Genomic DNA, 26,849 nt, shown 5'->3' with positions numbered 1-26,849 from the left:
ATTACTATTTTCTATTTCACAAAACAAAAAATAGATTTTTCTTGCTCATCCACATTTACTCCTGGCGCGTATGTATGGACTTGTTGCAACACTTCTTCTATTAGCAACTCTAACTCCTGCACACTTTTTTCTGGATTCCCTATTAATGTGTCCGCCATACGTTCATATAATTTTTCAGGTTTAATAGTCATTCGTTCCACATTATTAGGCATCCATTTAAACGCTGGATGATGTACGTACATTTTATTCAAACCAAATAAAACACCGAATACGTTCCTTTGTACTTCGCAAATAACGTCATAAAGCATAAGCCAATCTTTCCGTTTTAAAAGCGCCTTTCGATTGTGCCAACGATTACTTAACCATAGATTTTCTGAAATCATCCGTTTTACTAGTTCATCTGGATATGCCGCTACTTTTTCTTTTAATTCATTCACTTTCCCTTCTCCATACAAACTAACACCATCATGAATGGATGATACAATACATTGTTTTTCATAATTTATATCATATTGATCCACCACATCCGAAATTACTTTCTCTACTGTCTCTGTTAAAAAGTTACTAATCTCTAATTTAATTCCCTCTTTCGTTAAATACGTTTCCGACCATTCTTCTTCCTCATACGGATGATACGATAATATTTTCCCATCAATATGATAAATAGGGGCCCTACGATCCTCATCTTCCGGCGGTGTTGACCATAAAATATGTAATTCTATATCTGAATGTTCATCTTCAAGCTTTCTAGCTACTGAACCCGCTAAAATAATGGCTTCTACTTTCGGATTTTTCCTATAAATCTCTGACATCTCTATCGCTTTCTCTTTTAATCCCATTTCATTTCCCCCTAAAATTGCAGTAATCCCCTATATTTCATTTATCTATTTCAATATTACAGCTTGCATTACCTTGTCAAATTCCTACTTAATCATATTTCTATCCAATAGCGCTGAATAACTTCATCAGTACGAGAAGAAACTACTTCATTTTCTAACACACCGCCAACCTTTTGAATCGTTTTAGCAGAACCGATATTGGATTTATCGCAAGTTATTAATACTTTCTGCAATCCTAACTTTTGCGCATCAGCTAATGCAAGTTGTAGTTGTTTCGTAGCGTAACCGTGGCGACGTTTATTTGGATGGACACTATATCCAATATGACCGCTTTCCCGTAATAATTCTGGATTTAATCTATGTCTAATATTCACAAAACCTATAAGTTCTCCTTTTTCAAAACTTAAAAACTGACTAGATGGCACTCGATTAGCTAGTAAATTTTCTCCTAGTGCTTGTTTACTCACTTTTTCAAACCATTCATCAAGAGAATCAAAGTTTTGTAAAGAACTACTTCCATGTGGTTGTTCCCCTGAGTGTAAAAACGCTTGTCTATACGCCGTAATATGCTCACTATATTCATGTATTGGTTTTAATAGTTTCATTGTTCTTCTCCCCCTCTTCATTCCATAAAACAAACACCTTAATAGCAGCTATTCACTATTAAGGTGTTTCTATCCTTTTTATTCAAATAACCCCATGCTCAAATAACGTTCACCTGTATCAGGCGCAATACATAAAACTTTTTTACCAACGCCTAGACGTTTCGCTATCATGATTGCAGCGTAAACAGATGCTCCAGAAGACGGCCCAACTAATAATCCCTCTTGTCTAGCTAAGTTTCTCATTGTCGTTAAAGCCTCTTCGTCTGCAATTTGAATAATTTCGTTATACACTTCTGTATTTAAGTTTTTCGGGATAAACCCTGGGCTTGTTCCTACTAGTTTATGAGGACCTGGTACACCACCTGATAAAACGGGAGATCCTTTCGGTTCCACTACTGCAATATATAAGTTTGGTAATTTCTCTTTTAACGTTTCACCAGTCCCTGTAATCGTTCCGCCTGTTCCTGCCGTTGCAACAAAAGCGTCCAGCTCTCCATCCATTTGTTCGTAAATTTCAAGCGCAGTCGTATAACGGTGAATATTCGGATTAGCTGGATTTTCAAATTGTTGCGGGATAAAACTATTCGGTATTTGTTTTTGCAGTTCTAACGCCTTCGCAATTGCTCCTGGCATTCTTTGTTCTGCTGGTGTTAAAACTACTTCTGCTCCGTATGCTTTCAATAAATTAATACGCTCTTTTGACATATTATCTGGCATAATTAAAATCGCTTTATACCCTTTAGCTGCTGCATTCATCGCTAAACCAATCCCTGTATTCCCGCTTGTCGGTTCAATAATTGTATCTCCTGGTTTGATGAGACCATTTTCTTCTGCAACGTGAAGTAAATTATAAGCAGCACGGTCTTTCACACTGCGCGATGGATTAAACATTTCTAGTTTCACATACACATCTGCTGCGTCTTCCGGAATAAATTTAGATAATCGGACGACAGGTGTATCTCCTATTAATTCCGTAACGTTTTCACACAATTTCATAGCGCATCCCCTATTCTATCGTTTTCTTATCACTTGGCAGTAACCATGAAGTGAGTCCAATTAATGGTAGACAACTACATAATAGCATAATAAATTGCAGGCTATATATATCTGCTAATTTCCCAAGAACTACTGCACCTAATGCTCCAAGTCCAAACGCAAGACCTACGATTAATCCTGACACCATTCCCACTTTTCCAGGTACAAGCTCTTGTGCATATACAACAATTACACTAAAACTACTTGAACTAATAAAACCAATACATAAAAATAACGGTACGACCCACACAAGTGAGACATGTGGTAATAACAGTGCAAGTGGCGCTGAACCTAACATTGAAAATACGATGATATTTTTCTTACCAAATCGATCTGCTAACGGTCCTCCGAAGAAAGTTCCTAACACACCAGCAATCATAAATGCGAATACGAAATACTGGGCATTTTTTATAGATAAACCGTAATGCTCTATTAAGTAAAATTGATAGAAATTCCCGATACCAGCACCGTACCAAGAGCGTACAAAAGTAAGAAAAACAAGAAGTATAATAACGAATTTAATGTGTGTGCTTACAATTGCATTTTCCGCCTCAAGTGCAGCCCTCTTCTTCCTTCTTACAGCACCGGTTGCTAATTCATTTTTGTACCAATTCGATACGAAAATTAATAATACAATTCCTACTGCTGCAAATGCTGTAAAACCTAATGAACCAATTTGACCGAGTGGAACGAAAATTAGCGCTGTAAAAATAGGAGCTAAAGAATTCCCCGTGTTTCCCCCAACTTGATAAATTGCTTGCGCTAACCCTCGTTTTGCACCTGCCGCCATATACGCAACACGAGCGCCTTCTGGATGAAAGACCGCGGAACCTAAACCAATAAATAAAACAGAAATAATAACAATAATAAAGTTTGGTGCAAACGCGAGTCCAATCATTCCAAGCATACTTGAAAACATGCCGAGTGGTAATAAAAATGGTGACGGCTTCTTATCTGAATACATACCAAACACCGGTTGCATAATCGATGACGTCATATTTAATGCAAACGCAATCCACCCTACTTGCATATAGGATAAATTCATCGTTTTTTCCAAAATAGGAAACAACGCCGGCACAACTGCTTGCATCGAATCATTTAAAAAATGCCCAAAGCTAATCGCAAATAAAATTCGATATATTGTCGGTGTTTCTACAGTTTTTTTGTGTGAAACTGCCTGCATATGTGAATCTCCCCTTTCTGTACAAAATATATATTTATTACAGTAGGTGTAATAAATTCTGACTTTTGAAACATTTCTATTCTATACTGCTTTCATTTCTTTTTCCAGAAATATAACTTAACTCCCGTCATTGGCTTGCATCCTTGTAACTTTCAGCGGTAAAACAGTACAAAAAAAAAGACAACCCAATCACATACTGGGTTGCCTCTTACATTAAATTGCAAAATGCTTATACTTCTCGTAATCACTCGTCTTACATTCTATTTCTAATTTGGTACCCTCGTTTTCGTAACTCGTAGATAAAACGTGTGCATGATTATTGAAATACGAAACTACCTGTCCTTGATCATATGGAATTAACATTTCACACTTCGTATATTCTTTATAGATGTGTGAGCGAATCATTTCTACAAGTTCTTCAATTCCAACATGTTTCTTCGCTGATAAATACACGCGGTCTTCTTGTACTTTCGGAATTTCAACATCCACCATATCTGATTTATTATAAGCATAGATCGTTGGAATATTTTCTACTCCAATTTTCTTTAACGTTTCATTTGTAATATCAATTAATTGTTCATAATTTGGATTTGCGTAATCTACAACGTGAATAAGTAGGTCTGCTTCCGCTACTTCTTCTAACGTTGAACGGAACGCCTTCACAAGATGATGTGGTAATTTACTTACAAATCCAACTGTATCTGTTAATAAAAATGATTTATTATCTGGCAAATCAATATTTCGTACAGATGTTTCTAACGTCGCGAATAACATATCTTTTTCAAATACTTGTTTTTCTTCTGTACCATTATAAATTTCAAGCATTGCATTCATCGTCGTGGACTTTCCTGCATTCGTATAACCTACTAATGCTACAACAGGTATTTCATTTTTCTTACGCTGCTTTCGCTGCGTTTGACGCTGGGCAACGAGCGCTTCTAAATCTTTATTTAAAACTGAAATTTGTTCTTCAATTTTACGACGGTCTAACTCTAACTTCTTCTCACCGACACCTTTATTTTTCGTACCAACGCCGCCGCTCTGTCTTCCTAACGATTCACGAAGACCGATTAAACGAGGCATCATATACTGAAGATGGGCTACTTCTACTTGTAGCTGTGCTTCTTTCGTTTTCGCACGTTGCGCAAAAATATCTAAAATTAAAATGGTACGATCAATTACCTTACAATCTAAATCCTCTTCTAAATTTCGAATTTGTGAAGGAGATAATTCATCATTAAAGATGACCATATTCGCATCTATTTCTTGTACATACGCTGCTACTTCTTCAATCTTTCCTTTTCCGATATAATGCGATGGATTTACTCGTTGTAAATTTTGCGTTACTTGCCCAATTACCTCTACATCACAGGCTTCCGCAAGATTTGTTAACTCTTCCATCGAATATGCAAAATCATCTTCATTACCTACATTTACTCCAACTAAAACTGCTCTTTGTAATACTTCTTCCATATATTTATTCCTCCATTTCGATTACGTAAAATAAAAAACACAGGTCGCTGCCTGTGTTTTCGTAAACGGATAAGGGTTCACCAAAGAAATAGAAGAAAGCTATGCTTTCATCCTATTTTATAGTCAAAAAGTCCCAAGATCATATACGTATCCACAATAAGCGTTCACCTATACAATCCCATTCTATTTATAAAGGCAAAACAAAAAGAGGGCGTATTCGTCCCTCCCTCTTTTTCACATATAAGCTTAATAAAGGGTTCCTTTAAAATAGGCAGACCAATCCCGTTCACTCTGTACACAGACAGAGCCTTTGAGCGCTATTCAATTATTGGCACAAAGTATTGAGACGTAATCTGATTAAGATCAAAGGAAGCCCCTCCGTTCATTTTAAGTTACATAAAGTGTAGCATAAGTAATTCGCTTTCACAAGGTTTAACAACCTATATCACACTAAAGAAAATCGTTATTTTTTTACTTTAATCGTCATTTTTTGCGAGTTTTTCTCACAATAAAAATAACAAAAGCAATTATCAATTTTAGAAACTTCTCGTATATTATTTTTACAGCACTCGCCAAATTCCTTGTAAGTTAAGTATTATCGTTTTAATACAACAAAAATCTATATTGAAATTTCTATAGTCTGATATTAGTATCAGGTTATAAAAATAAAAATTAGGAGATGTTCCTATGCATTCTAAATCTCGTATTACTGCAATTGGTACTTATGTTCCAGATCAAATATTGTCTAATAACGATTTAGAAAAGATGGTCCATACGAATGATGAATGGATTGTACAAAGAACAGGAATGAAGGAAAGAAGAATCGCTAGCGAAGAAGAATATTCCTCAAACTTAGCCATTAAAGCAATAAAAAATTTATGTACAACATATAAGAAAAACTTAGAAGATGTCGACTGTATCATTGTCGCTACTACTACTGCTGATTACGTTTTCCCTAGTGTTGCTTGCCAAATACAACAATACTTCAACATACCTCATACACTAGCTTTTGATTTAAATGCAACTTGTGCTGGTTTTACATATGGACTACACGTCGGTAATAGCTTAATCACTTCTGGATCACATGAAAAAATACTTGTCGTAGCGACAGAGACATTATCTAAAGTTACTGATTATACCGATAGAACGACCTGTATTTTATTCGGTGATGGTGCTGGAGCTATTTTATTAGAAAGAGATGAAGACACCCCAAGCTTTATCGCTGCTCACATGGGAACAAACGGTGATGGCGGCATTCATCTATATAGAACAAACTTATCTACTACTATGAATGGCACACCACTGCAAACAAATGAAAAAATCGTTCAAAATGGAAGAGAAGTATATAAATGGGCAACACGAACAGTGCCAAAAGGCATAAAAAATTTATTACATAACGCAAATATGCAAGGGGATGATATAGACTGGTTCATACCCCACAGCGCTAACTTACGAATGATTGAATCTATTTGCGAAAAATCTCAAATTCCAATACAAAAAACATTAACGAGCGTGGAATATATGGGGAATACCTCTTCAGTCACCATTCCACTCGCTCTAGATTTAGCTATAAAAGAAGGAAAGTTAAATAATGGAGACACACTTTTACTATACGGATTCGGTGGTGGTCTTACACATTTAGGGCTTATTGTAGAGTGGAATTTAATTTAAGTGTATAAAAAGAGGCTCTAGTCAGTAACTAGAACCTCTTTTTCATTTAATTTCTTGCTCCTTTTCGAGACCATATCACAACAGGAATAAGTAATAACGCTAACACGCCTCCAGCCAATGACAATGCCGCATAACTTGAATTCGCTACTACCATACCTGACATCGCTCCACCAGAAGCTCCAGCTAGCGCAATAAAAACATCTATTTTCCCTTGTGTTTTAGCACGTGTAGACGGTGTTGTGGAATCAACGATTTGTGCTGTACCACTAATCAATCCGAGGTTCCATCCTAGCCCAAGTAAAGACAGAGCAACGATTAATAGTAATAAAGAATCACTTGGCGCTATCGCAGCTATGACACCCGCTGCAAGTAAAATCACTCCACCAGCTATGCTCATTGTAGTTCGGCCAATTTTATCAATTAACATTCCTGTAACGAGAGATGGAAGATACATTGCACCTACATGAAAACCTATCACAAGTCCTACTGCACTTAAACCGTGACCGTGGTGTCCCATATGAACTGGCGTCATCGTCATAATCGCAACCATCACGATTTGCGTAAGTATCATTACGATTGCTCCAACTGTAATACCTCGTTTATTTTCTTTCACTTCTTCTGTTATTGGTTGCCCTTTATATGTATGTTCCTGTTTATATCTTTCTATTATGTTAGCAATAATTAACGGATCTGGACGAAGCATAACAAAAAGAACTAGACCCGCCAGTATAAATGCTGCTGCCGATAGTATGAACGGACCTGCAAGTTTAGGAACTCCAATTGAATGCGCAAAACTACCCATTACTCCTACTAAATTTGGTCCTGCAACTGCACCGAAAGTCGTCATTACCATCGTAATACTAACAGCCGTTGCTCTCTGCTTCTTATCTGCTAAATCTGTACCTGCATAACGAGCTTGTAGATTCGTGGCTGTACCGGCACCATATATGAGTAAAGAAATAAGTAAAAGAATAATGCTATTCGTTAAAGCTGCCATTACAACACCAATTGCTCCAAATCCACCTACTATAAACCCTGTTGCAAGACCTATCCGGCGTCCATATCGTTGCGAAAGCTTCCCTACTATGAAAGCTGCTAATGCTGATCCTAATGTAAACATAGCAGTTGGTAATCCTGCAAATGCATCTGTTCCAAGCATTTGCTGCGCAAGAAGTGCTCCCACTGTAATACCAGCAGCTAGTCCTGCACCGCCAAACATTTGTGAAATGCTGACGATTATTAACGTTCGTTTGTATAGTTTTTGTTGCTCTTCTTCTGTGTACACATGATTATCTATTAAAGCCCCTGCCTTATCTAGCAATTCCCCATCCTCCTTTTAAAATTAATCCCTCTTGTTAATGTACTATGTATAACGTTACATATTCAATGGCATTTTCCATTCCTTCCTTTCATTCTAAAAAACTTTCTAATCATACTCGACTTATCCCATGCTATATTAAAAATACTAATATTCACAATATGCAAGGAGAAAACAATGAAAAAAACAGGCTGCTATAGCCTGTTTTCCTTTACGCTTCTTCTACTATCCTTCCCTTTCTCTTTTTACTCAAAGCTTTCCCTTCCCAAAACAACAAACTTGCGAAAGCACAAATTAAAATAATTGGCACACTTGCTTTATATAAATCTGTAAAACTCATAGCCATCTGATTCTTGGCATAATGATTCACATCATTTGAAAATGTGAGTACCTCTTTCTTTATACTTTCCTCTTGTTTTTCAACTTCTTTTGTCACTTTCCTCATAACTTCTTCTCTTTTTACATCTCTATATTCTACTGGAACTTTTCTTAATATTTCATCCGTCTTGTCGCGAATCAATTCTTCCTTTTTCTCTTTACTTAATCCCATTGTCATTGCATTTTGTTTCTTATTTATATTCGACTCTAAACTTTGATTCTCTATTTTCTCTTTAGTCATTTGTAAAATTTCAGTTTGCTCAGTACTATTCACATGAATAGTACGCACCTTTTCTTCTGCATAACGATATACTTTTTCTTTATTTACAGTTAAATTGTAAGTTAAGTTAGAGACAAATATTGCGACTGCCAATACAATTCCGACTTGTCGTAACATTGATACAACACTTTGAGAAGCAGTTAACAATTCTCCTTCAAACGAAGACGCACTTAAAACTGTAATTGGCCCCACTACTAAACCATATCCAACACCTAATATCATACATGGAATAATAATTTCTATATTTGTTGAATGAACATCAATCATTTGCAACCAATAGTAGGAAAGCCCCATAATAAGAAATCCTGACAAAATAATAGTTACTTTTCCGAGTTTTTTAATTAAAGTTGCTGCAACTGGTGAGACAAAAAATATCATTGCTGAAATAGGTGTCACTAAAAAAGCCGCTTCAATTTCCGTTCGACCTTGTAGTTTCGTCAAGAAAGTTGGAAGCAATACAGTAACTCCAATTAAAAATAAATTACTTAATATAACAACGATAGACGCTCCGACAAACATTCGATCTTGAAATAACTTTAAATTCACCATTGGATTATGAATCTTTCGTTCTACTAAAACAAATAGAATAAGAGAAATAGTGCTAATTGCATAACAAGACAAAGCAATATTACTTTGCCATCCCCATGTATTACCTTTTACTAATATGAGAGTAAATGAAAAAATTGCTGTGCTACTTAATAGTAGTCCTATCCAATCTATTTTTGAGATAATACGTTCTTCATTTTTTATTTGTAGCATGATGCAACATAACACGATTCCTATTATACAAACCGGAACATTAACGAAGAACACCCATCTCCATCCTAAATGTTGCGTAATAATTCCACCTATTACTGGTCCCATAGCAGCTGACAATCCTTGTGTTACTCCTAAAATTGCAAGCGCAACATGCCTCTTAGCTAATGGCATAGCTGATACACCAATTACCATACTTGTTGGAAATAAAATCGCTGCCCCAATACTTTGTATAAAACGAGAAAAAATAAGAAAATCACCTGTATTAGCAAAAGCGCAAAGTACCGATCCACCACCAAAAATCACCAGACCAAGAATATACATCTTTGCTTTTCCAAAGATATCAGCTATCCGCCCTAACGGAATGGCAAGTACTGCAATCGTCATTGTATAAACATTTAATACCCAAGACATCTTTTCTAACGAAGTATTTACACTCGATTGTATTGCCGGTAAAGCTATATTCATAATTGTCGTATCAATCATACAAAGAAAGATACCTAGACACATTAAAAAGACAATCTTAATACCCTTTGATTGCTCCATCTTTATATACCCCTTTATTTATTGTGAACGCGTTTTTCATTCTTCTGTTTTATTGTTTTCTTTCGCCTCTAACTCTTCTAATTTTTTCTTCAAAGTCTCCACTTGTGCACTATACGATGCAATACCTACATCTAGTGAAATTTCTTCGACGAAAGTAATACCTACTCTCCACTTTTCATATTTCAATCGAAGATCTGCAATGTACGCTTCTTTTCTTTCAATTTCATCTTTAATCCATTTTTTTATTGTTACATCATCACTATAGTTACCAAAATACATTCTCATTAAAAAATCCGAACGTAAAACATCCTTCTCTACAGGTGTCTGCATGTATTGATAAAATTCTTCACGCCCCTCATCTGTAATAAAGTACATTTTCTTATTCGGTTTTCCCTCTTGCATGACAACCTCTTTTTTTATTTTCCCTTCATTCTCCAATTGCCGTAACGTTGGATAAATCATTCCAAAACTTCCATCAAAAAAATGAGTAAATACGTCTTCAAACACAATTTTAATATCGTAACCAGACAATTCCTTTTCCATTAATAAACCTAAAACAACATCTCTTCCCTTCAAAGTAAAACCCCCACATAGTATATAATCAATAATCATATTAACAATATTAATATGATTATTGATTATATACCTTATTCTGTTAATTGTAAAATGTTTCTAAATAAAAAAGCCCCATAATTTGGTTTCACCAATTCACAGGGCCATTTTCTTATTTACTCTTTCACACCTACATCTTGCAAACCTTCAATATCCTCTTTCATTTCATAATAATAAGAAGGAAATTCTATACCATGTTCTAAGAAATAATCCTCAATGAATGAAATAATGATTTTTAACGTTTTCACACGAGCATACAATTTATCGTTACTTTCAATAATATGCCACTTCGCATTTGGCTTACTTGTTTTTTCAAACATGTCTTCCATTACTTCAACATACTCATCCCATTTTTCACGATTACGCCAATCTTCGTCTGTAATTTTCCATCTTTTCAAAGGATTTTTCTCTCTATCTTTAAATCTCTTTAACTGTTCCTCTTTACTTATATGGTAGAAGAACTTCCCTATTATGTAATGGTCATCTGTTAGTAGTTTTTCAAAATCATTAATCTCATCATATGCTCTCATCCACTCTTCCTTTGTAGCAAATCCTTCAACACGCTCAACTAACACACGACCGTACCATGAGCGATCAAAAATGGTGATTTGCCCGTACTGTGGAATTTTGCGCCAGAAACGTTGCAAATAATGGTAACGTTTTTCATGAGGTGCAGGCGCTCCAATTGGATTTACTTGGAACCCACGCGGGTCAAGGTGTTCCGTCACCCGCTTAATTGCCCCACCTTTACCAGCCGCATCCCATCCTTCCATAACAAGCATAACCGCGATTTTTTCTTCTTTCAAAATTTGCTGTAATGCTAATAAGCGCCTTTGATATTTTTCTAATTTCTTATTGTACTTAGATTTTGATTCAATTTTTTTCGTTAAGTCTACTTTAGCAAGATGTCCATTTTCCATAAAACAAATCCCCCTTGTTGTATGACAATGTTATTTTAACATATTTTTGGTAATTTTTTCATATCCTAAAAAAACTGTGTAGAAACATCTCTACACAGCTTCCTTCTCTAATTTCACATATATAAGCACATTTAACTACATTAAAATAAATAATTTATACTGAATTCTTAGTATATTCTTTTTATTAAAACGTAAAAATAGTCCTTTTAAAAAGGGCAGCAATCTAAGTATAGAAAAACAAATTTATTCTTTTTTACTACATACGTAATTATGCCGGCTATAAGAGTATTGAATAAGATATTGATTCACTACTCTTATAGCCACTTTACATTATATGGTATATTTACTCGTAAAAAGAAGATAATAACAAGTAAATCCATTAAAGAATGGGAGCTCTAAAAAAATGAAACGAAAAATATTAACTCTCTTTACACTTTTATGCTTAGCACTACCAATACAAGCTAGTGCTTACACATTTCAGTCACTACCGATTGCGTCAAAGTCTAAACAATGGTATGTCGAAATTGATAAATCTCATAACTCAAACAAGCAAGCAATCCAGCCAAAGCAAGGTGTATTTGATACGTATAGTTTACTCGTAAAAAACATCGGTCATGATGTATCAAACGTATCTGTGGAAATACTTGATAACAACCCTACCTCTAAAGCTACCTTTAAACCTACTACACCTAATGAAAATATTTCTAAAAGTCATACAAGCTTTGACTACATGGTATTCCCATTAGACTTTAATAGTCATAATTTTAAAGTTGTGATCACTTGGGAAGAAAAGAATTTCTCTTACAATGGCCATCCGGTAAATGAAGGTAAAAAAATGAAACAAACATTTGTATTTAATGAAGACTAAGTCCTAATTTCTTTAGGGCTTAGTCTTTCTTATGGATACCAATGGATACAGCACTAAAGCTTCCTATGCAAGATTGGTTTAAAGAAAGATTCCCATTATTTTTTGAAAAAGGCACCTTTGAAATTCAACGTGTTTGGGATAATGAGCTAGATAAACAAGTTGCTATAACAATTACACATACGTAAAAAAGCTTGGAATTTTTCCAAGCTTTTCTTACTTCTCCTCTACTTTCTTAATCCTATAATCAATTTCTAAAAACTCAACTCCAAATATCCACATTCTATGATTAGCTTCTAGTATATGATCCGTGCGCTCTTTTATAATAAAAGTCTCTGCTAATGGTAAACGGGTTGTTAAGAACCGAGTATGTAAATAAATCCCCTCATCTCCCTGACCATTTTCTCTTAACTTACTAGTAATGATTAAATCATGACTATCATTATATAGTTTCAAAATACCAGTCATATTCGAATAAGGTAAAGGTAAGGCGATATTCATATATGTCTCATTCTTATTTGTATGCTTTGAATAAAGAGCTACAAAAATAGATTCACCTGCTTCATTTTTTCTTAGCCAAGCCCTTACATTCTCTCTTCCATCTTTCTCATCTATGACACTAATGATAGAGCCATGCATCGTTTCCCAATTGCCGCCCATTCCTAAATGTATTTGTTCTACACGCTTACTCATTTTCTCATAGCAAAGTGCGAACGGACGGAACCAACGAGCCCATTTAATATTCGATTGCAATTCATACTCTGCTGTATTTTCATAAAAATGAATAATACTTAAAGGAACCTTCGTCACATCAAATGCCTCACTATGAAAGTCATTTACTTTATCAACTAAACCGTTGTATTCCTTACTGTCTACTAAATTGCTGCTATATAAATAAGCCTCACCAATTGCCACATTTCCTCTTAACTTACTCATTGGTTTCCCATAGTATTTATAATTCGGAACACTCTTTTCAATCACCCAGCCGATAAATGCCGGTAACGCTACTCCAATTCCGTTGACAACACCATGAATCCAAACCATTTGAGCAATTGTAATCGTCATTACATGCTTCAAATTTCCATATGAATATATAAGTGAGAACATAATTGTAACCATGAGTGTACTAGACGAAACGATTAGAAGAATCTTTGCAATGATAGCATTAAATTTTGCTCTCCAAACGTAAAATCCATACCCATAAATTGCACATAAATATAGGAACACTGCAAAAAATTCAAATATTCTTGAGTATGTAATTCCTATTGCAACTGTCATAGGTGAAATCATGATGATAAACATAATAGCATCATACACTTTACTTCTCTTTTCTCTTTTTCTCCCTATTAAACCAGCTGATAATGGCAATAGAAACGCCGAATAATGAAAATGTGCAGCTGTGAGTAAAACAATGTCAGAGCTAAAATGCATAATTGAAAGTTTTGCTACTGAAGCAGAAAACCAAAAACCACCTAAAAACAAATAAATAAACGCACTATCTATGGCGATCTCTTCTAACGGCTTCCATCCTCTTTCTAGCAATCTACTTACACCAAATAACGCAACAATTCCTGTATATACAAACCAAACTAGCGCAAATAAATAGTGATTTGCGACGAAAGCTAGCATTGCACAAATTGCTGCGATTGGATATAAAAATGATACGGATTTATAAAATAATAATTGCGATCCATCTCTTTTTCTTTTATCAATAATACAAAATGACATTGGTATAAATAATAAAACAGATAATAATATAATTGCTTCAACAGGATTTATATTCGACCACTCACATATTAGAAAAACAACATAACAAGCAAGCCCAAATATTATATTTTTCATATCGTTTATTCCCTTTCCACAAATGTTCCCTTATATGAAAAAAGCGAACCAATTAACGGGTTTCGTACTTGTACATGAATTCGAAAACACTGAAGTGTTTCATCATAACTTTCAACAATTTTTGCCTCACCATACAAAAATTTTGGTAACGGCATTTTTCTTCCAAACATATAAAACCATTGTTTCTTTGAAGAAATATGCATTGCCCCTAACTCATCGATATGAAAATGCAGTGTAGAAACGAGTAAATGTGGTTCACCAAAATAATCTACAATTTCATTTTCGTTTTCATCCAATTGCATAACTGCATTAAAATATCTTTTCTTATTTCACCTATTGATTCCCCTTCTCCAACTATTTCAAGCCCAAATCCAATCTTTGTTTTATACAAAAACTTCTGTGGTTCCCCTTCTTTTTTCTCTAAATACGAAATTTCAGTAAAGCGAGCATCCCACTCTGTATGTATATCTGGTTCTTGCGTATATTCCCATAATTTTTCCATCGTCGTGTTCATTTTTGTCGCAACATAAATAGGCTGTTTCCTTTTCATTCTCCCCACCTCCTATGCACTATAAGTTTAATGTACATGCAATGAATTTATTTTGCTACATTTTTCACAAACTCCCTCAAAAAAAGAAAGAATTTTTAAAATATATATAAAACACTTGATTCCCCGAAAAATTTAAATTATTATAAAACAAATGTTACCAACAACTTCATAAATCAAACACTCTCGCCTAAAACGTGAGATAGAGGTTGCGATACTTATGAGTATTCTAATGGAGACACAGAGATGTCTATGAACTTAGATGAAAGGAAGTATTGCCGAAATTGATAAATTTCTCTGCATTTATCAATTGGGGCTGTTTTCGAATAGAAACAGAACTGTCATATGTACAGACGTGTACGTATGAAGAGCTATCTACAAAAAAGAGATATCATTTTTTTATGATATTCCTTTTTTGGCGGTTTTTTTATTAGCTCCGTTTTCTGTTTCCCTTTTCCTGTAACAGCACCATCCTCACTTATTTGAGATGGTGTTTTTTGTTTGTCTTTCTGGTAACTACAGGAGTATTGGGATTTATATATTTCCTAATCTATTCTTAAAAATAGACGAAAGAAGGAATTTGTAATGGAAACAATTGTTCAAAAATTTGGTGGCACTTCTGTCGGAAGCGTCGAACGCATTCAACATGTAGCAAATTTAATTATTGAAGAATATGAACGAGGTCATAGCATTGTCTCTGTCGTTTCAGCAATGGGAAAAAGCACAGATGAACTTGTCGCACTCGCTAACGCTATCACAGAAAATCCAAGTAAACGTGAAATGGATATGCTTCTATCTACAGGAGAACAAGTAACTATTTCATTATTAACAATGGCACTGCAAGCAAAAGGCTATCATGCAATTTCATTAACAGGGTGGCAAGCAGGTATTACGACAGAATCTGTACATAGTAGTGCACGGATTACTGACATTCATACAGATCGTATTCAATCTTATCTTGCTGAAGGTACGATTGTTATCGTAGCTGGTTTCCAAGGTATAAGTGTAGAAAATGAAATTACAACGCTTGGCCGTGGTGGCTCTGATACGACTGCTGTCGCATTAGCTGCTGCACTTAAAGCAAAAAAATGTGATATTTATACGGATGTGACAGGTGTATATACGACGGACCCACGAGTTGTAAAAGATGCTTACAAATTAGACGAAATTTCTTATGACGAAATGTTAGAGCTTGCTAATCTCGGTGCTGGCGTATTACACCCGCGCGCTGTTGAGTTTGCTAAAAATCATAATGTAGTTTTAGAAGTTCGCTCAAGTATGGAACAAGAAAACGGAACAATTGTAAAAGGAGAATGTAACATGGAACAACAATCAATCGTTAAAGGTATTGCATTTGAGGATAACATTACACGTGTCACAATTAAAGGATTAGAACAAGGCTCGCTTTCAACAGTTTTCTCTACATTAGCAGCAGCACACATTAATGTAGATATCATCATTCAAAGTATTACAAATGAAGGAACTGTACACCTCTCCTTCTCCATCCATTCGAATGATTTAAGAGAAACTTTAGAAGTTTTGGAACAAAATCAAGAAACTCTTCACTATGAATCTGTAGAACATGAAAATCACTTAGCAAAAGTATCAATCGTAGGATCTGGCATGGTATCTAACCCAGGTGTCGCTGCAAATATGTTCACTACTTTAAAAGAAGAAGATATTCATATTAAAATGGTAAGTACATCAGAAATTAAAGTGTCTGTCGTTATTGACCGCCTTCATTTAGTAACAGGCGTTGAGGCGCTGCATCAATCATTTATGGCGAAAATTGAGCCTTTAGTGCAAATGAGCTAATCTGATATATTTAGTAATGCTAAAAAAATCATATTAATGTATTACCTTCCTATTAAATAAAAAGCTGTTCGTTAACACGATGCTATATGACATATTAAAAAACACCTTGTCACATTTTCCTATACTGTGACAAGGTGTTTTTGACTGAAAGGAATTTGTAACTACTTAGTAGTATAATTATGAGGATAATTAAATAATAGACTTTTATACATAAGGAGATAAGACTATGGCAAAAAACAAATTACTACGAATGGACAATGTCAGCATCGTTGTAGAATCCCTTGATAACGCAATCTCTTTCTTTGAGGAGATTGGCTTGAATCTCGAAGGTCGAGCCAATGTCGAAGGTGAATGGGCTGGTCGCGTAACTGGACTCGGTTCTCAGTGCGTAGAGATCGCTATGATGGTCACTCCAGATGGCCACAGCCGAATTGAACTTTCGCGATTTCTCACCCCACCTACTATATCAGATCACCGAAATGCTCCTGTAAACGCCCTCGGTTATCTACGCGTCATGTTCACCGTTGAAGACATTGACGAAATGGTATCGAGACTCACTAAGCATGGTGCAGAGCTCGTTGGTGAAGTAGTTCAGTATGAGAACTCGTATCGTCTCTGCTACATTCGTGGAGTCGAAGGAATTTTAATCGGTTTAGCGGAAGAACTCGGTAATAAATAAGTAATGTTTTATAAAAAAGAGGGAATAGCTCTATATTTAAGCTATTCCCTCACTTCTATTAAAACAGATGAATGTTTTCTTTTTTACAAGCTGCACGTAAATCGTCAGGCCATACAGAAGATTGAACTTCACCGATATGAGCTTTACGTAAGAAGTACATGCACATTCTTGATTGTCCAATACCACCGCCGATTGTTAATGGTAGTACGTCTTCTAGTATACCTTTATGGAAATCATACTCACGTTTGAAGTCTTCACCAGTTTTCGTTAACTGCTCATCAAGTGATTTACTATCAACACGAATTCCCATTGATGATAATTCAAATGAAGATTGTAGTACTGGGTGCCAGAATAAAATGTCACCGTTTAATTTCCAATCGTCATAATCAGCTGCGCGTCCGTCGTGCTTTTCACCTGAACGAAGTGCATCACCAATTCCGATAATGAAGACTGCACCATGTTCTTTCGCAATTGCATGTTCACGATCTTTCGGTGTTAATTCTGGATATTTATCTTCTAATTCTTGAGAAGTAACGAAAACAATTTCTTCCGGTAAATACTTTCCAAGGAACGGATATTTTTCAAATAAGTGATCTTCTAAATCTTTGAATATTCCATAAATTGTTTGTACTGTTTTTTGTAAGTAATCGACAGTACGCCATTCTTTTTGAACGATTTTTTCCCAATCCCATTGGTCAACGTAAATGGAATGCGTTGCATCAAGTTCTTCATCACGACGAATCGCGTTCATGTTTGTATATAAACCTTCACCAGCTTCATATCCATATTCATGTAATGCAAATCGTTTCCATTTCGCTAGTGAATGAACAATTTCTAATTCTTCTCCTGAATGTAACATATCAAATTCAATTGGACGTTCTACACCGTTTAGGTGATCGTTTAATCCTGATTTTTTCGTTACGAATAATGGTGCAGATACGCGGAATAGTTCAAGGCGTTTTGCTAATTGGTCCTCGAAAAATGTTTTAACTTCCTTAATTGCAATTTGAGTCTCTCTTACTGTCATTAATGATTGATACATGGTGGTTTCCTCCTAAAATGTTTGGATGTTGTGAAAAGAAGCCAACAAAAAAAGCCCTTCTTTCCCAAAAAACTGGGACGAAAGGCTTTGGTTCCGCGGTACCACCCAAATTAGCAACAGAGGTTGCTCACTTATACAATACGGAGATGAAATATCTCGATACTGTTCTTCTTGTAACGGCGAAGTTCCCGGCTAAGTCTACTTTCCTATAAAGGATTTCGGTTAGCAACTCCAGGAGGTTCTTCATAATAGGCTTCGTATCAGGCTCACACCACCCCTGACTCGCTTAAACTACGTCCTACTACTACTCGTCCTTTCATAGTCGTTTTGTTGTCACATCTCTGAAACATTTTATTAATGATTATTCTATACAAAAAATAAAGAAAGTCAACAAAAAGTTTTAAAATATTTTTCAATTCTTTATTTTACGGCTTTATTGATTGTTGTTAATTTAACATCTTTACTTTTTCTGCCTCGTCAATCCAAAAAATGTTTCACTGACCGAAACTAACGTATACACAATAATTAATGTGATCGTTCGGAATATAGAATCCGCAGTATTTCTTATTATTTTCATTTTCTTTATAATTCCTTTCAGTTTACTTGCAATTTCATGATATACTATAGCATTCAAGCAGTTTATTTTTACTTAAAGCAATCATAGTCATTTATAAAGAGTATTTTCTAAATCATTGACTATTATCAAATAAGATTTTTAAATAACGGAGTGATCATATGAGTAAAACGAAGGCAAAACCGAAAAAAGGTGTAGGACAAGGTACAGGAAGTAAAGGATGGAACCGTTGGCAATCAAGTGCAAAGAAAAAGGCAGCTGCAAAGCCATACAAAAGTAAAGGTACAAAGAAGTAATTTAAATAACATTTGATTTCTTTACTTTGTACAAAACAAAATATAATTATTACAACAAAAAGCTATGCTTTCACATGTGAAAGCATAGCTTTTTCATATTAAATCATTAAAATATCTCGTATTTCTTCCTCCGTGATGGATGCTAATTTTTCTTCTCCCGGCTCAATCACTTCAGCAATTAAATTTTTCTTACTTTCTTGCAGTTCATGCATTTTCTCCTCAATTGTTCCCTGAGCTACTAGCTTTATAACTTGCACTGTATTTTTTTGTCCCATTCGATACGCTCTATCGGCCGCTTGTTGTTCAACAGCTGGATTCCACCATAAATCGTATAATATTACTGTATCTGCACCAGTTAAATTAAGTCCGGTACCACCAGCTTTTAAAGAAATGAGAAATAGATCTCCTTCTCCTTCGTTAAACCGATCGCACAGCTCTACACGTTCCTGCGCTGGTGTACTCCCGTCTAAATAAAAGTATGGAATTGCTTGTCGATTTAACTCACGACCAATAATGGAAAGCATCTTCGTAAATTGAGAAAAAATTAATATTCTCTTCCCTGTACTTCTACATTCCTCTAAAATCTCTAACAGTTGTTCAAATTTAGCTGAACTTCCTTTGTAATCATCAACAAATAAAGCAGGATGACAACAAATTTGTCGCAATCTCGTTAAACCAGCTAAAATTCTAATTTTATTTTTACGTAACGTATCTTTGTCTAAATGCTTTAACGTTTCTTCCCTTAGCTTCGCTAAATAAGCAGCATAGAGACTCTTTTGATCGGGTAATAACTCCGATGATTGTAAGTGCTCTATTTTCTCTGGCAACTCATTTAATACGTCCCCTTTTAATCGTCTTAATACGAATGGTTTCACTCGCTTCGCTATATCTTCACGCCTTAAATCACCGAACTCTTTTCTTCCTGGTAATAATTCTGGGAAGACGACATGGAAGATAGACCATAGCTCTTCTAATGAATTTTCTACAGGTGTACCCGTTAGCCCAAAACGGTATTCAGCTTGAATTGTTTTCACAGCTCTTGCCGTTTGCGTTGTAGGGTTTTTAAACGCCTGCGCTTCATCAAGGAATAGTGTATGAAATGGTCTTGCATATAATCTTATATCTCTTCTCAGTAATGGATATGACGTAATTACGACATCAAATTCCGTTATATCTTTCAAAATTTTCCGGCGCTCTGCTTGGTTTCCATCTGCAATAACTGCTCTAATATGCGGGGCGAATTTTTTCAATTCACTAAACCAATTATAAACAAGAGATGATGGTGAAACGACTAATATAGGTAGTTTCTTTTCTCGAATCTCAGGCAAAACAGAATCTATAAAAGCAATGCTTTGCAACGTTTTTCCAAGTCCCATATCATCTGCTAAAATACCGCCAAAACGGTAATGAGCAAGTGTTTTCATCCATTCGAACCCATATACTTGATACTTTCTCATTTCTGCATTTAAAGTATTTGGCACAGCAAACTTTAATTTTTTCGGGTTTTGTAATGTTTTCTACTAACTCTTGAACAGAATCATCTAAACTTAAAACATTGCCTTCATGAAGTCCGTTCATCCATTTTACACTCCGAATAAGTGGAACATTTACCTCTTCTCCATGTAAAAATTCTTTCCGAATACCTGATTCTTTTATAAACTGATTAATTTCATTAAACTCTTTACTCTCTAGCGATAAAAACGAACCGTTCGCCAATCGATAATATTTACGTTTCTCTTCAAGGGCCGCTAATACACCTTTAATTTCTGCTTCTGGTATTCCTTTTATATCAAAACGAAATGACAACCAATCAATTCTTTCTTTTCTTCTCACTGTAATAAGAGGAACTGCATCCCCTTTACTAATTCGCAATTTGATTGCTGTCGTCGCATAAATATCAACTAAACCTTTTAATGTTGGCACGACGTGATATAAAAAGTTATACTCAGCTTCTTCATTATGCATAAAGTAACCGCCTTCTGTTTTTGCAAAGGCACTTTCACTCATAATGTCTAAAATCTCTTTTTCCTTTTTCTCATCACGATTAAAAACAGACGGCTGTCCATCCTCTTCTAGCGGATTAATCATGACGTTCCCATAGTGAAATTCAAGACCTGCTAATAAGCGACTTTTCACGCGGTCTAAATACAATTTCGCTTTTAGCGAAGGTGTTTCAACACGATCCGATATTACTTCATCAATGTGTACAGTTCCGAGCTTCATTAATCCTGGTACAACTTTCGCGACGAAATGTTCCATCTTACTTTCTGGAATATAAAACTGATTACTATTTGAGCGACTCATCATCTTTTGTAATTCAATAAGTCGCATACAATCTTCAATGTGTAAGTGATATAATTTCCCTTCGTAAAGTGCATTGTTATACATATCCATAACTTGTACACGATTTAAACCATCTATATGAAGTGTAAATCCGCCATTATTTCCCTTCGTAAATTCAAAGTGTAACGGCAACAAACCTTTTGAAACTTGTAATCCCTGAAACAGTTGTTCATTTTGTTTCAGCTGTACATATTCAACTTTAGAAAGTGAAGAGAGCATATCCTTCCACGAAGCTGGCGGTATAAATATCATACTTTCATCTTGTTTCGCATGTACTTCTAGCGTATCTTCATACATTTTTTCATTATGATACATTTTAATGAGCTGCTGAATAATTGCATCCGTTTCTTGTTTAAAACTATGTACATCTGGTGTATATGTAAATTCATTTGAACAATGAAAAGATTCCCTTTTCTCCACCTTAGAAAGAAATTCTCTAATATGATTTATGAAATACACTTTGGCAAGTTTCAATTGAATTCCAAGAAGAGCCCCACCACTTCTCGTAGCAACTGGTGTACATATAAACTCAATATCTAATATTTCACGTGTATCAAAACGGTGTTGTTTACTTTTTGGCCTCAGTGGTTTATCTGCAAACAGCTGAAACATACCACTTGTCAATTGATCATTTCTGTTACTAGCGGAGCTCATTCCACCTGTTTGTTGATTATAGTTTATTTGTATTAATACTGCTGCAACATGTTGACAGTACGTTTGAAAAGACGCTAATGAAGGACAACTACATTTTGCAACAACATCACCCTTTTTGGCTTTTGCTACTGTAACATGGAAATCCTCGTTCCCTTTTACTGTCGCCTCACAAATTTCTTTATTTTCATCGTACTGATCTATTATCACTTTATTTGATTTATAATAGGCTTCACCTCTTTTATATGAGGTCTCTCCGCACACTTCTTTAATAATCGATTTATTCAATGTGAAACTCATCGCTTTGACACTTCCTTAATATAAAACCATTTTCTCTTACTTAACATTTTACATGCTCCACGAGAAAATATAAAATGTTGATTTAACAAAAGAAGATGCTTATTTATAAGCATCTTCTTCACTCTATCTCCATCAACCTCTTCGCCTCAAAATACAATACTTGAATAAACTTCTTCGTATTAATTCGCGTATGACCAGAAGATGCGAGTTCATCTTTCGTCATTTCTGTCATCCGTTTTCTAACTACGGTAAAATCGAAAAATTTTGGAGCATAGCTTTCAAATTTTGGATTTGAAAAGTCTGTTAATCCTAAAGAAGCCAAATGATTTAACGACTGATAAATAGCTCGACGTACTCTTTGTTCAGACGCTTTTTTCTCTTTATCAATATCCGCCTCTAAAGCTAAATCCCCTAATTTTCTTATCGTAATATGATGGAAAATTTCTTTTAACGCAGGAAAGCCAAACTCAAATGTCTGTGCCTTTTCTTGACCATATAAATATTCCAGCATACTAAGTAAATCTTTACTTCCATTCTCTCCCGCAATACCGAGTTCTGATAGTAAAAAGCGCCCTAAATCCCCTATCTTTTTTCCTTCTTGCACTGGTTCAGTACGCAATTGCGGTTTTTCCCACTGAAACACGTTATTCAATGATTTTTGAATATCGTGTATAGAACGCTCCAATCTAATACGCTCCATCACTTTGCGTACAACCGATACAACTTCGATTTTATTTAATGGTTTTGTAATATAATATTCTACACCGAGTGTATATGCCTCACCTATAAGCTGCTTCGATTCCACTTGAGAAATCATAATGATTTTCCCCGTGAAAGTTGACGCAATGTGACGAACTGTTTCAATTCCGTCCCTCATCGGCATCAACAAATCAATAAATAAAATATCTACTTTTTTAAAATTTAGTTGATCCGCCTCAATAAAAGCTCCGTCATCCGCCTCACCAATTACTTCTCCAAGATCTCCATCTTCAATAATTTGCGAAAGCATCGAACGGAAAACTTCATCATCGTCTACGATATAATAAAACAAATCTATTCCCCTTCCCGCTTTAAACTACCCTCCGGTAAACAAACGATAAACTTACATCCTCTTTTATTTTCTCGGCCTTCTAATCTCACTTCTCCGCCTAGCTCTGTTACCATTTCATTTATGTAAGAAAGCCCAATACCAGTTGACGGCGTTCCCGTTTGATCATACTTGGAAGTAAACCCTGGCTTAAATACTAATTTCTTATACTTTTGTGCAATACCAGGTCCATCGTCAATTACTTCAAAAAATATATGTTGATCTCTTTTATATAGCTTAATAATAACGACACCTTTATCTTCAATTGCTTCAACTGCATTTGCAGCGAGGTTATTAAAAATTGATAGAACTGTATACACGTGGTATGCAGCATGCTCACCTTCTATATGTTTAGAAAAACGTATATCCTTTTCTAGCATTTCAGCATACTTCTCGTTTATTCTAACAATCATTTCTGCTAACTCATGTCCTTCTACATATTCAGCCACATTTTTATCTAATAACAGTTTAGATAATCCTGCAAATATCCTTTGATTATCCTTTTTTATTTCATGCACTTCCCCCGCTATTTTCAATGCTGTTTTACTACTTGAATCAGCGCTTACTTGTAAATTTCGATATAGTTGATATGCTTCTTGTGTAATTAACTCCGCATTTTGTAACGTCTTTTTCAAATGAACAGATTCCACATATAAATTAGAAAGATGCATTAACATATTTTCATTTTCTTTTCGAACTTGCGATTCTTTTAATTTCGTTTCATATAAATTCATCATATTTAAAAAACCAAGTGCAAAGAAACTACGAAAAATAGCAATAATGATGAGTTTATTTACTTCAGAAATCGTTATTGTTGTACCTAGTACTAACATATGATAAAACGCAAGTTCTGACATACTTGCAACAATTTCAATTGAAATTCCAAGGCATCCAATAATGATTGGTTTCTGATGGAACTTATTTACCCTGCAAAGCGAGAAAAAACTGCCATAAATAAAATAATAGAAGAACACGGGATAGCGCAAATAAAATGATTCTGTCATATGAAATGAACCTTGCATGATCCAGTCAAGACATACTCGGAATAAGACTACAGATATACCAACAAGAATACCTGCAACTCCTGCTGGTACTCTTCTTAAAAATAATAATAAAAAGAAGAATAGCGGTGTACCGAAGCTAACTCGAAACGTATCATTAAAGGGATGAAAGTTCAGCTCCCCAGCAATCGGAACAACGACCATTAATATAATTAAAAGGGACATATCTTTCTTCCATAATTGATTCCAATTCAAAGGTGACACTTCCTATACTTTTTTTCAGTAGTAAAAGCGAAAGCCCGCTTATTGTTATAAACGGGCTTTTTTTCTATATTCTAACCTTTTCTACCGCTTTTATTTGGCGATACTCTGGCTTCCACATTGCTTCTTTCACTGCCATCTTGATATCGTTATCACTTAAGTTCACTCTTGCAACACCTTCTGCAACTGCAACTTTAGCTACTTCAATTGCAACCATTTCTGAGATATTACGTAATTCTTCGACCTCTGGTAAAATAGGTGCTCCTGGCTGACTTGTATCTACCATACTTGCAACTGCTTCAGCAGCTGCTGCAAACATTCCATCCGTCATGACGCTTGCTCGTACTACAATTGTTCCAAGACCAAGCCCTGGGAAAATAAGTGCATTATTTGATTGTCCAATCACATACGTTACACCGTTATATGTAACTGGTTCAAATGGACTTCCTGTTGCAACTAACGCTCTTCCTTCTGTCCACTCGATTAAATCTGCTGGTTTTGCTTCAGCAAGTGGCGTCGGATTCGACATTGGTAAAATAATTGGTCTTTCTACGTGAGAAGCCATTTCTTTAATAATCTCTTCTTTAAATGCACCTGCAACAGTAGATGTACCAATTAAAATTGTCGGTTTTACATGTTTCACAACTTCAGCAAGTCCAATTACATCATTTTCTTTCCACTCACTTACTTCTACTTCTTTTCTTGCGTACGGAATTTGGAAATCAAGAAGATCTTCCATATTATCTGTAACTAACCCGTTACGATCAATACACCAGAAACGCTTATATGATTCTTCTTCAGATACGCCTACGCGGACCATCGCATCTCTAACTTGATCTGCGATACCGATTCCAGCCGTACCAGCACCAAATACAACAACGCGGTGTTCACTTAGCGGTACACCAGAAGCTTTCACTGCCGATAATACTGCCGCAAGTGAAACTGCACCTGTACCTTGAATATCATCATTAAACGTACAAACATCATGACGATATTTATCTAAAATTTTTCGTGCGTTACGAGAGCTAAAGTCTTCCCAATGTAAAAGTGCTTTCGGGAATTGTTTGTTTACCGCTTGTACAAACGTATCAATAAATTCATCGTAAGCTTCACCTGTTATACGAGGGTGACGATTTCCAATATAAAATGGATTGTTTAATAGCTCCTCACGGTTTGTACCTACATCTAAAATTACCGGTAATACACGACTAGGATCGATTCCAACTGCAGCAGTGTAAACAGCTAATTTTCCGATTGCGATGTTAATACCACCAACGCCCCAGTCACCAATTCCTAATATGCCTTCTCCATCTGTTACAACGACTAAATCAATGTTCTCAGCTGTTGCACCGATATTCGTGAATGCTTCTTCGATACCTGATGGATCGTTAATTGATAAATAAACACCACGTGGTTTACGATATTCATGACTATATCTTTGAATTGCTACACCGACAGTTGGTGTATATACAATCGGTAACATTTCACGTAAATGATCTGTTAATATACGATAAAATAATACTTCATTTCGATCATGTAACGCAGTTAAGTATACATTCTTTAATAAATCATCCGGCTGAGAACTAAATTGTTCGTATGCTCGGCGTGCCTGTTCTTCTAACGTTAAAACCGCTGGCGGTAATAACCCTTTTAAACCTAACTCTTCTCTTTCATTTTGTGTGAAAGCTACCCCTTTATTTAAAAGTGGTGTTGATAATACTTCTGCTCCTCTTAATGTTGTTTCTAATGCACCATTAGAAGCTACTGTAAACTTGCTCATAACATCCCTACCTCTATTCATATATAGCATTTCTATATTGTAAACAAAAAAGAGGGGATTGTCCCCCTCTTCTTTTAATTTTTCTTTAAAAGAGTTGCTCCTGCAATCCCTGGGTGTGTCATTTCGAATGGATCTAGAATTAACTCTAAG

General features: G+C 35.4%; 19 protein-coding genes, 5 pseudogenes, 1 riboswitch and 1 other annotated feature. Of the genes and pseudogenes, 6 read left to right on the top strand and 18 right to left on the bottom strand.

Annotation, left to right across the window (positions count from 1 at the left end; translation table 11 throughout):
• Positions 1-11 precede the first annotated feature (11 nt).
• From HMPREF1014_RS09280 to hflX, 5 genes are all read right to left on the bottom strand, one after another.
• Positions 12-839 carry a DUF4037 domain-containing protein gene (locus HMPREF1014_RS09280; RefSeq protein ID WP_000523175.1) on the bottom strand — a complete coding sequence of 276 codons (828 nt, stop codon included), beginning with the start codon at positions 837-839 and terminating at the stop codon, positions 12-14.
• Between the two features lie 92 nt (positions 840-931).
• Positions 932-1,444, bottom strand: coding sequence for a GNAT family N-acetyltransferase (locus tag HMPREF1014_RS09275; protein WP_000771268.1), 513 nt, complete (start codon positions 1,442-1,444; stop codon positions 932-934).
• A gap of 78 nt (positions 1,445-1,522) precedes the next feature.
• Complete coding sequence (gene cysK / locus HMPREF1014_RS09270) at positions 1,523-2,440, bottom strand: cysteine synthase A (RefSeq protein WP_000762273.1); 918 nt, start codon at positions 2,438-2,440, stop codon at positions 1,523-1,525.
• A gap of 10 nt (positions 2,441-2,450) precedes the next feature.
• The gene (locus HMPREF1014_RS09265; RefSeq protein WP_001149399.1) at positions 2,451-3,662 is read right to left on the bottom strand and encodes an MFS transporter; all 1,212 of its coding nucleotides are present in this window, start codon (positions 3,660-3,662) and stop codon (positions 2,451-2,453) included.
• A gap of 213 nt (positions 3,663-3,875) precedes the next feature.
• A complete protein-coding gene (gene hflX, locus HMPREF1014_RS09260) occupies positions 3,876-5,135 on the bottom strand; it encodes a GTPase HflX (protein WP_000393281.1) in 1,260 nt (419 codons plus the stop codon).
• Positions 5,136-5,822: 687 nt separating this feature from the next.
• Here hflX and HMPREF1014_RS09255 point away from each other — a divergent pair.
• Entirely contained in the window at positions 5,823-6,806 is a 984-nt protein-coding gene (locus HMPREF1014_RS09255) for a ketoacyl-ACP synthase III (protein WP_000555756.1), read from the top strand.
• 46 nt (positions 6,807-6,852) lie between these two features.
• Here the strand turns inward: HMPREF1014_RS09255 and HMPREF1014_RS09250 are convergent, their stop codons facing one another.
• The 4 genes from HMPREF1014_RS09250 to HMPREF1014_RS09235 all read right to left on the bottom strand — a co-directional run bounded on the left by HMPREF1014_RS09250 (position 6,853) and on the right by HMPREF1014_RS09235 (position 11,616).
• Complete coding sequence (locus tag HMPREF1014_RS09250) at positions 6,853-8,127, bottom strand: MFS transporter (RefSeq protein ID WP_000884517.1); 1,275 nt, start codon at positions 8,125-8,127, stop codon at positions 6,853-6,855.
• A gap of 208 nt (positions 8,128-8,335) precedes the next feature.
• Positions 8,336-10,084, bottom strand: a complete 1,749-nt coding sequence (locus tag HMPREF1014_RS09245; protein ID WP_000438107.1) for an MFS transporter — start codon at positions 10,082-10,084, stop codon at positions 8,336-8,338.
• A gap of 36 nt (positions 10,085-10,120) precedes the next feature.
• Positions 10,121-10,660 carry a PadR family transcriptional regulator gene (locus HMPREF1014_RS09240; RefSeq protein ID WP_000678333.1) on the bottom strand — a complete coding sequence of 180 codons (540 nt, stop codon included), beginning with the start codon at positions 10,658-10,660 and terminating at the stop codon, positions 10,121-10,123.
• Positions 10,661-10,812: 152 nt separating this feature from the next.
• Positions 10,813-11,616 (bottom strand): polyphosphate kinase 2 family protein, encoded by an 804-nt coding sequence (locus HMPREF1014_RS09235; protein WP_000427322.1) that lies wholly within the window; start codon positions 11,614-11,616, stop codon positions 10,813-10,815.
• A 403-nt stretch (positions 11,617-12,019) separates the two neighbouring features.
• Between HMPREF1014_RS09235 and HMPREF1014_RS09230 the strand changes: the two genes are divergently transcribed.
• Both HMPREF1014_RS09230 and HMPREF1014_RS09225 read left to right on the top strand, forming a co-directional pair.
• A complete protein-coding gene (locus HMPREF1014_RS09230) occupies positions 12,020-12,484 on the top strand; it encodes a YozF family protein (protein WP_000823343.1) in 465 nt (154 codons plus the stop codon).
• Between the two features lie 29 nt (positions 12,485-12,513).
• A pseudogene (locus tag HMPREF1014_RS09225) lies at positions 12,514-12,669 on the top strand (DNA mismatch repair protein MutT); the annotation flags it as partial.
• Between the two features lie 28 nt (positions 12,670-12,697).
• Here HMPREF1014_RS09225 and HMPREF1014_RS09220 read toward each other — a convergent pair.
• The 3 genes and pseudogenes from HMPREF1014_RS09220 to HMPREF1014_RS09210 form a co-directional block, all read right to left on the bottom strand.
• The gene (locus tag HMPREF1014_RS09220) at positions 12,698-14,323 is read right to left on the bottom strand and encodes a YndJ family protein (RefSeq protein ID WP_000789368.1); all 1,626 of its coding nucleotides are present in this window, start codon (positions 14,321-14,323) and stop codon (positions 12,698-12,700) included.
• 5 nt (positions 14,324-14,328) lie between these two features.
• Positions 14,329-14,652: pseudogene (locus HMPREF1014_RS09215) on the bottom strand (DUF4166 domain-containing protein); the annotation flags it as partial.
• Positions 14,640-14,873, bottom strand: a pseudogene (locus tag HMPREF1014_RS09210) (hypothetical protein); the annotation flags it as partial. The pseudogenes HMPREF1014_RS09215 and HMPREF1014_RS09210, both read right to left, overlap by 13 nt.
• A 192-nt stretch (positions 14,874-15,065) precedes the next feature.
• Positions 15,066-15,252, top strand: a riboswitch (Lysine riboswitch).
• A gap of 203 nt (positions 15,253-15,455) precedes the next feature.
• Here HMPREF1014_RS09210 and HMPREF1014_RS09200 point away from each other — a divergent pair.
• Together HMPREF1014_RS09200 and HMPREF1014_RS09195 are read left to right on the top strand one after the other, a co-directional pair.
• Entirely contained in the window at positions 15,456-16,685 is a 1,230-nt protein-coding gene (locus HMPREF1014_RS09200; RefSeq protein ID WP_000448032.1) for an aspartate kinase, read from the top strand.
• 226 nt (positions 16,686-16,911) lie between these two features.
• The gene (locus tag HMPREF1014_RS09195; RefSeq protein ID WP_001107260.1) at positions 16,912-17,364 is read left to right on the top strand and encodes a VOC family protein; all 453 of its coding nucleotides are present in this window, start codon (positions 16,912-16,914) and stop codon (positions 17,362-17,364) included.
• A 58-nt stretch (positions 17,365-17,422) separates the two neighbouring features.
• On the opposite strand, the gene asnA is transcribed toward HMPREF1014_RS09195, so the two are convergent.
• A complete protein-coding gene (gene asnA / locus HMPREF1014_RS09190; protein ID WP_000284914.1) occupies positions 17,423-18,406 on the bottom strand; it encodes an aspartate--ammonia ligase in 984 nt (327 codons plus the stop codon).
• A 70-nt stretch (positions 18,407-18,476) separates the two neighbouring features.
• Positions 18,477-18,735: a binding site (T-box leader), on the bottom strand.
• A 406-nt stretch (positions 18,736-19,141) separates the two neighbouring features.
• On the opposite strand from asnA, the gene HMPREF1014_RS09175 reads away from it, so the two are divergent.
• Positions 19,142-19,276 carry a DUF3934 domain-containing protein gene (locus tag HMPREF1014_RS09175; RefSeq protein WP_000047588.1) on the top strand — a complete coding sequence of 45 codons (135 nt, stop codon included), beginning with the start codon at positions 19,142-19,144 and terminating at the stop codon, positions 19,274-19,276.
• 98 nt (positions 19,277-19,374) lie between these two features.
• On the opposite strand, the pseudogene HMPREF1014_RS09170 reads toward HMPREF1014_RS09175, so the two are convergent.
• From HMPREF1014_RS09170 to HMPREF1014_RS29785, 5 genes and pseudogenes are all read right to left on the bottom strand, one after another.
• Positions 19,375-22,570: pseudogene (locus HMPREF1014_RS09170) on the bottom strand (SNF2 helicase associated domain-containing protein).
• A 118-nt stretch (positions 22,571-22,688) separates the two neighbouring features.
• Positions 22,689-23,621, bottom strand: a complete 933-nt coding sequence (locus HMPREF1014_RS09165) for a response regulator (RefSeq protein ID WP_000500302.1) — start codon at positions 23,619-23,621, stop codon at positions 22,689-22,691.
• Between the two features lie 2 nt (positions 23,622-23,623).
• A complete protein-coding gene (locus HMPREF1014_RS09160) occupies positions 23,624-24,922 on the bottom strand; it encodes a sensor histidine kinase (protein WP_002195356.1) in 1,299 nt (432 codons plus the stop codon).
• 64 nt (positions 24,923-24,986) lie between these two features.
• On the bottom strand, positions 24,987-26,699 hold the full coding sequence (gene malS, locus HMPREF1014_RS09155) for an oxaloacetate-decarboxylating malate dehydrogenase (RefSeq protein WP_009326751.1): 1,713 nt from the start codon (positions 26,697-26,699) through the stop codon (positions 24,987-24,989).
• 74 nt (positions 26,700-26,773) lie between these two features.
• Positions 26,774-26,849, bottom strand: a pseudogene (locus HMPREF1014_RS29785) (aspartate ammonia-lyase); the annotation flags it as partial.

The organism is Bacillus sp. 7_6_55CFAA_CT2 (assembly GCF_000238655.1).
GTDB classification, from domain to species: domain Bacteria; phylum Bacillota; class Bacilli; order Bacillales; family Bacillaceae_G; genus Bacillus_A; species Bacillus_A cereus.
The sequence above is the reverse complement of the archived record's forward strand: the minus strand, read 5'-3'. Positions and strand labels throughout refer to the sequence as shown.

Bases quoted from the DNA above. Each gene is read 5' to 3' on its own strand.
- HMPREF1014_RS09200 (WP_000448032.1), top strand. From the start codon at position 15,456: ATGGAAACAATTGTTCAAAAATTTGGTGGCACTTCTGTCGGAAGCGTC.
- hflX (WP_000393281.1), bottom strand. From the start codon at position 5,135: ATGGAAGAAGTATTACAAAGAGCAGTTTTAGTTGGAGTAAATGTAGGT.
- HMPREF1014_RS09275 (WP_000771268.1), bottom strand. From the start codon at position 1,444: ATGAAACTATTAAAACCAATACATGAATATAGTGAGCATATTACGGCG.
- HMPREF1014_RS09245 (WP_000438107.1), bottom strand. From the start codon at position 10,084: ATGGAGCAATCAAAGGGTATTAAGATTGTCTTTTTAATGTGTCTAGGT.
- HMPREF1014_RS09220 (WP_000789368.1), bottom strand. From the start codon at position 14,323: ATGAAAAATATAATATTTGGGCTTGCTTGTTATGTTGTTTTTCTAATA.
- HMPREF1014_RS09265 (WP_001149399.1), bottom strand. From the start codon at position 3,662: ATGCAGGCAGTTTCACACAAAAAAACTGTAGAAACACCGACAATATAT.
- HMPREF1014_RS09255 (WP_000555756.1), top strand. From the start codon at position 5,823: ATGCATTCTAAATCTCGTATTACTGCAATTGGTACTTATGTTCCAGAT.
- HMPREF1014_RS09195 (WP_001107260.1), top strand. From the start codon at position 16,912: ATGGCAAAAAACAAATTACTACGAATGGACAATGTCAGCATCGTTGTA.
- malS (WP_009326751.1), bottom strand. From the start codon at position 26,699: ATGAGCAAGTTTACAGTAGCTTCTAATGGTGCATTAGAAACAACATTA.
- HMPREF1014_RS09230 (WP_000823343.1), top strand. From the start codon at position 12,020: ATGAAACGAAAAATATTAACTCTCTTTACACTTTTATGCTTAGCACTA.
- HMPREF1014_RS09280 (WP_000523175.1), bottom strand. From the start codon at position 839: ATGGGATTAAAAGAGAAAGCGATAGAGATGTCAGAGATTTATAGGAAA.
- HMPREF1014_RS09175 (WP_000047588.1), top strand. From the start codon at position 19,142: ATGAGTAAAACGAAGGCAAAACCGAAAAAAGGTGTAGGACAAGGTACA.
- cysK (WP_000762273.1), bottom strand. From the start codon at position 2,440: ATGAAATTGTGTGAAAACGTTACGGAATTAATAGGAGATACACCTGTC.
- HMPREF1014_RS09235 (WP_000427322.1), bottom strand. From the start codon at position 11,616: ATGGAAAATGGACATCTTGCTAAAGTAGACTTAACGAAAAAAATTGAA.
- asnA (WP_000284914.1), bottom strand. From the start codon at position 18,406: ATGTATCAATCATTAATGACAGTAAGAGAGACTCAAATTGCAATTAAG.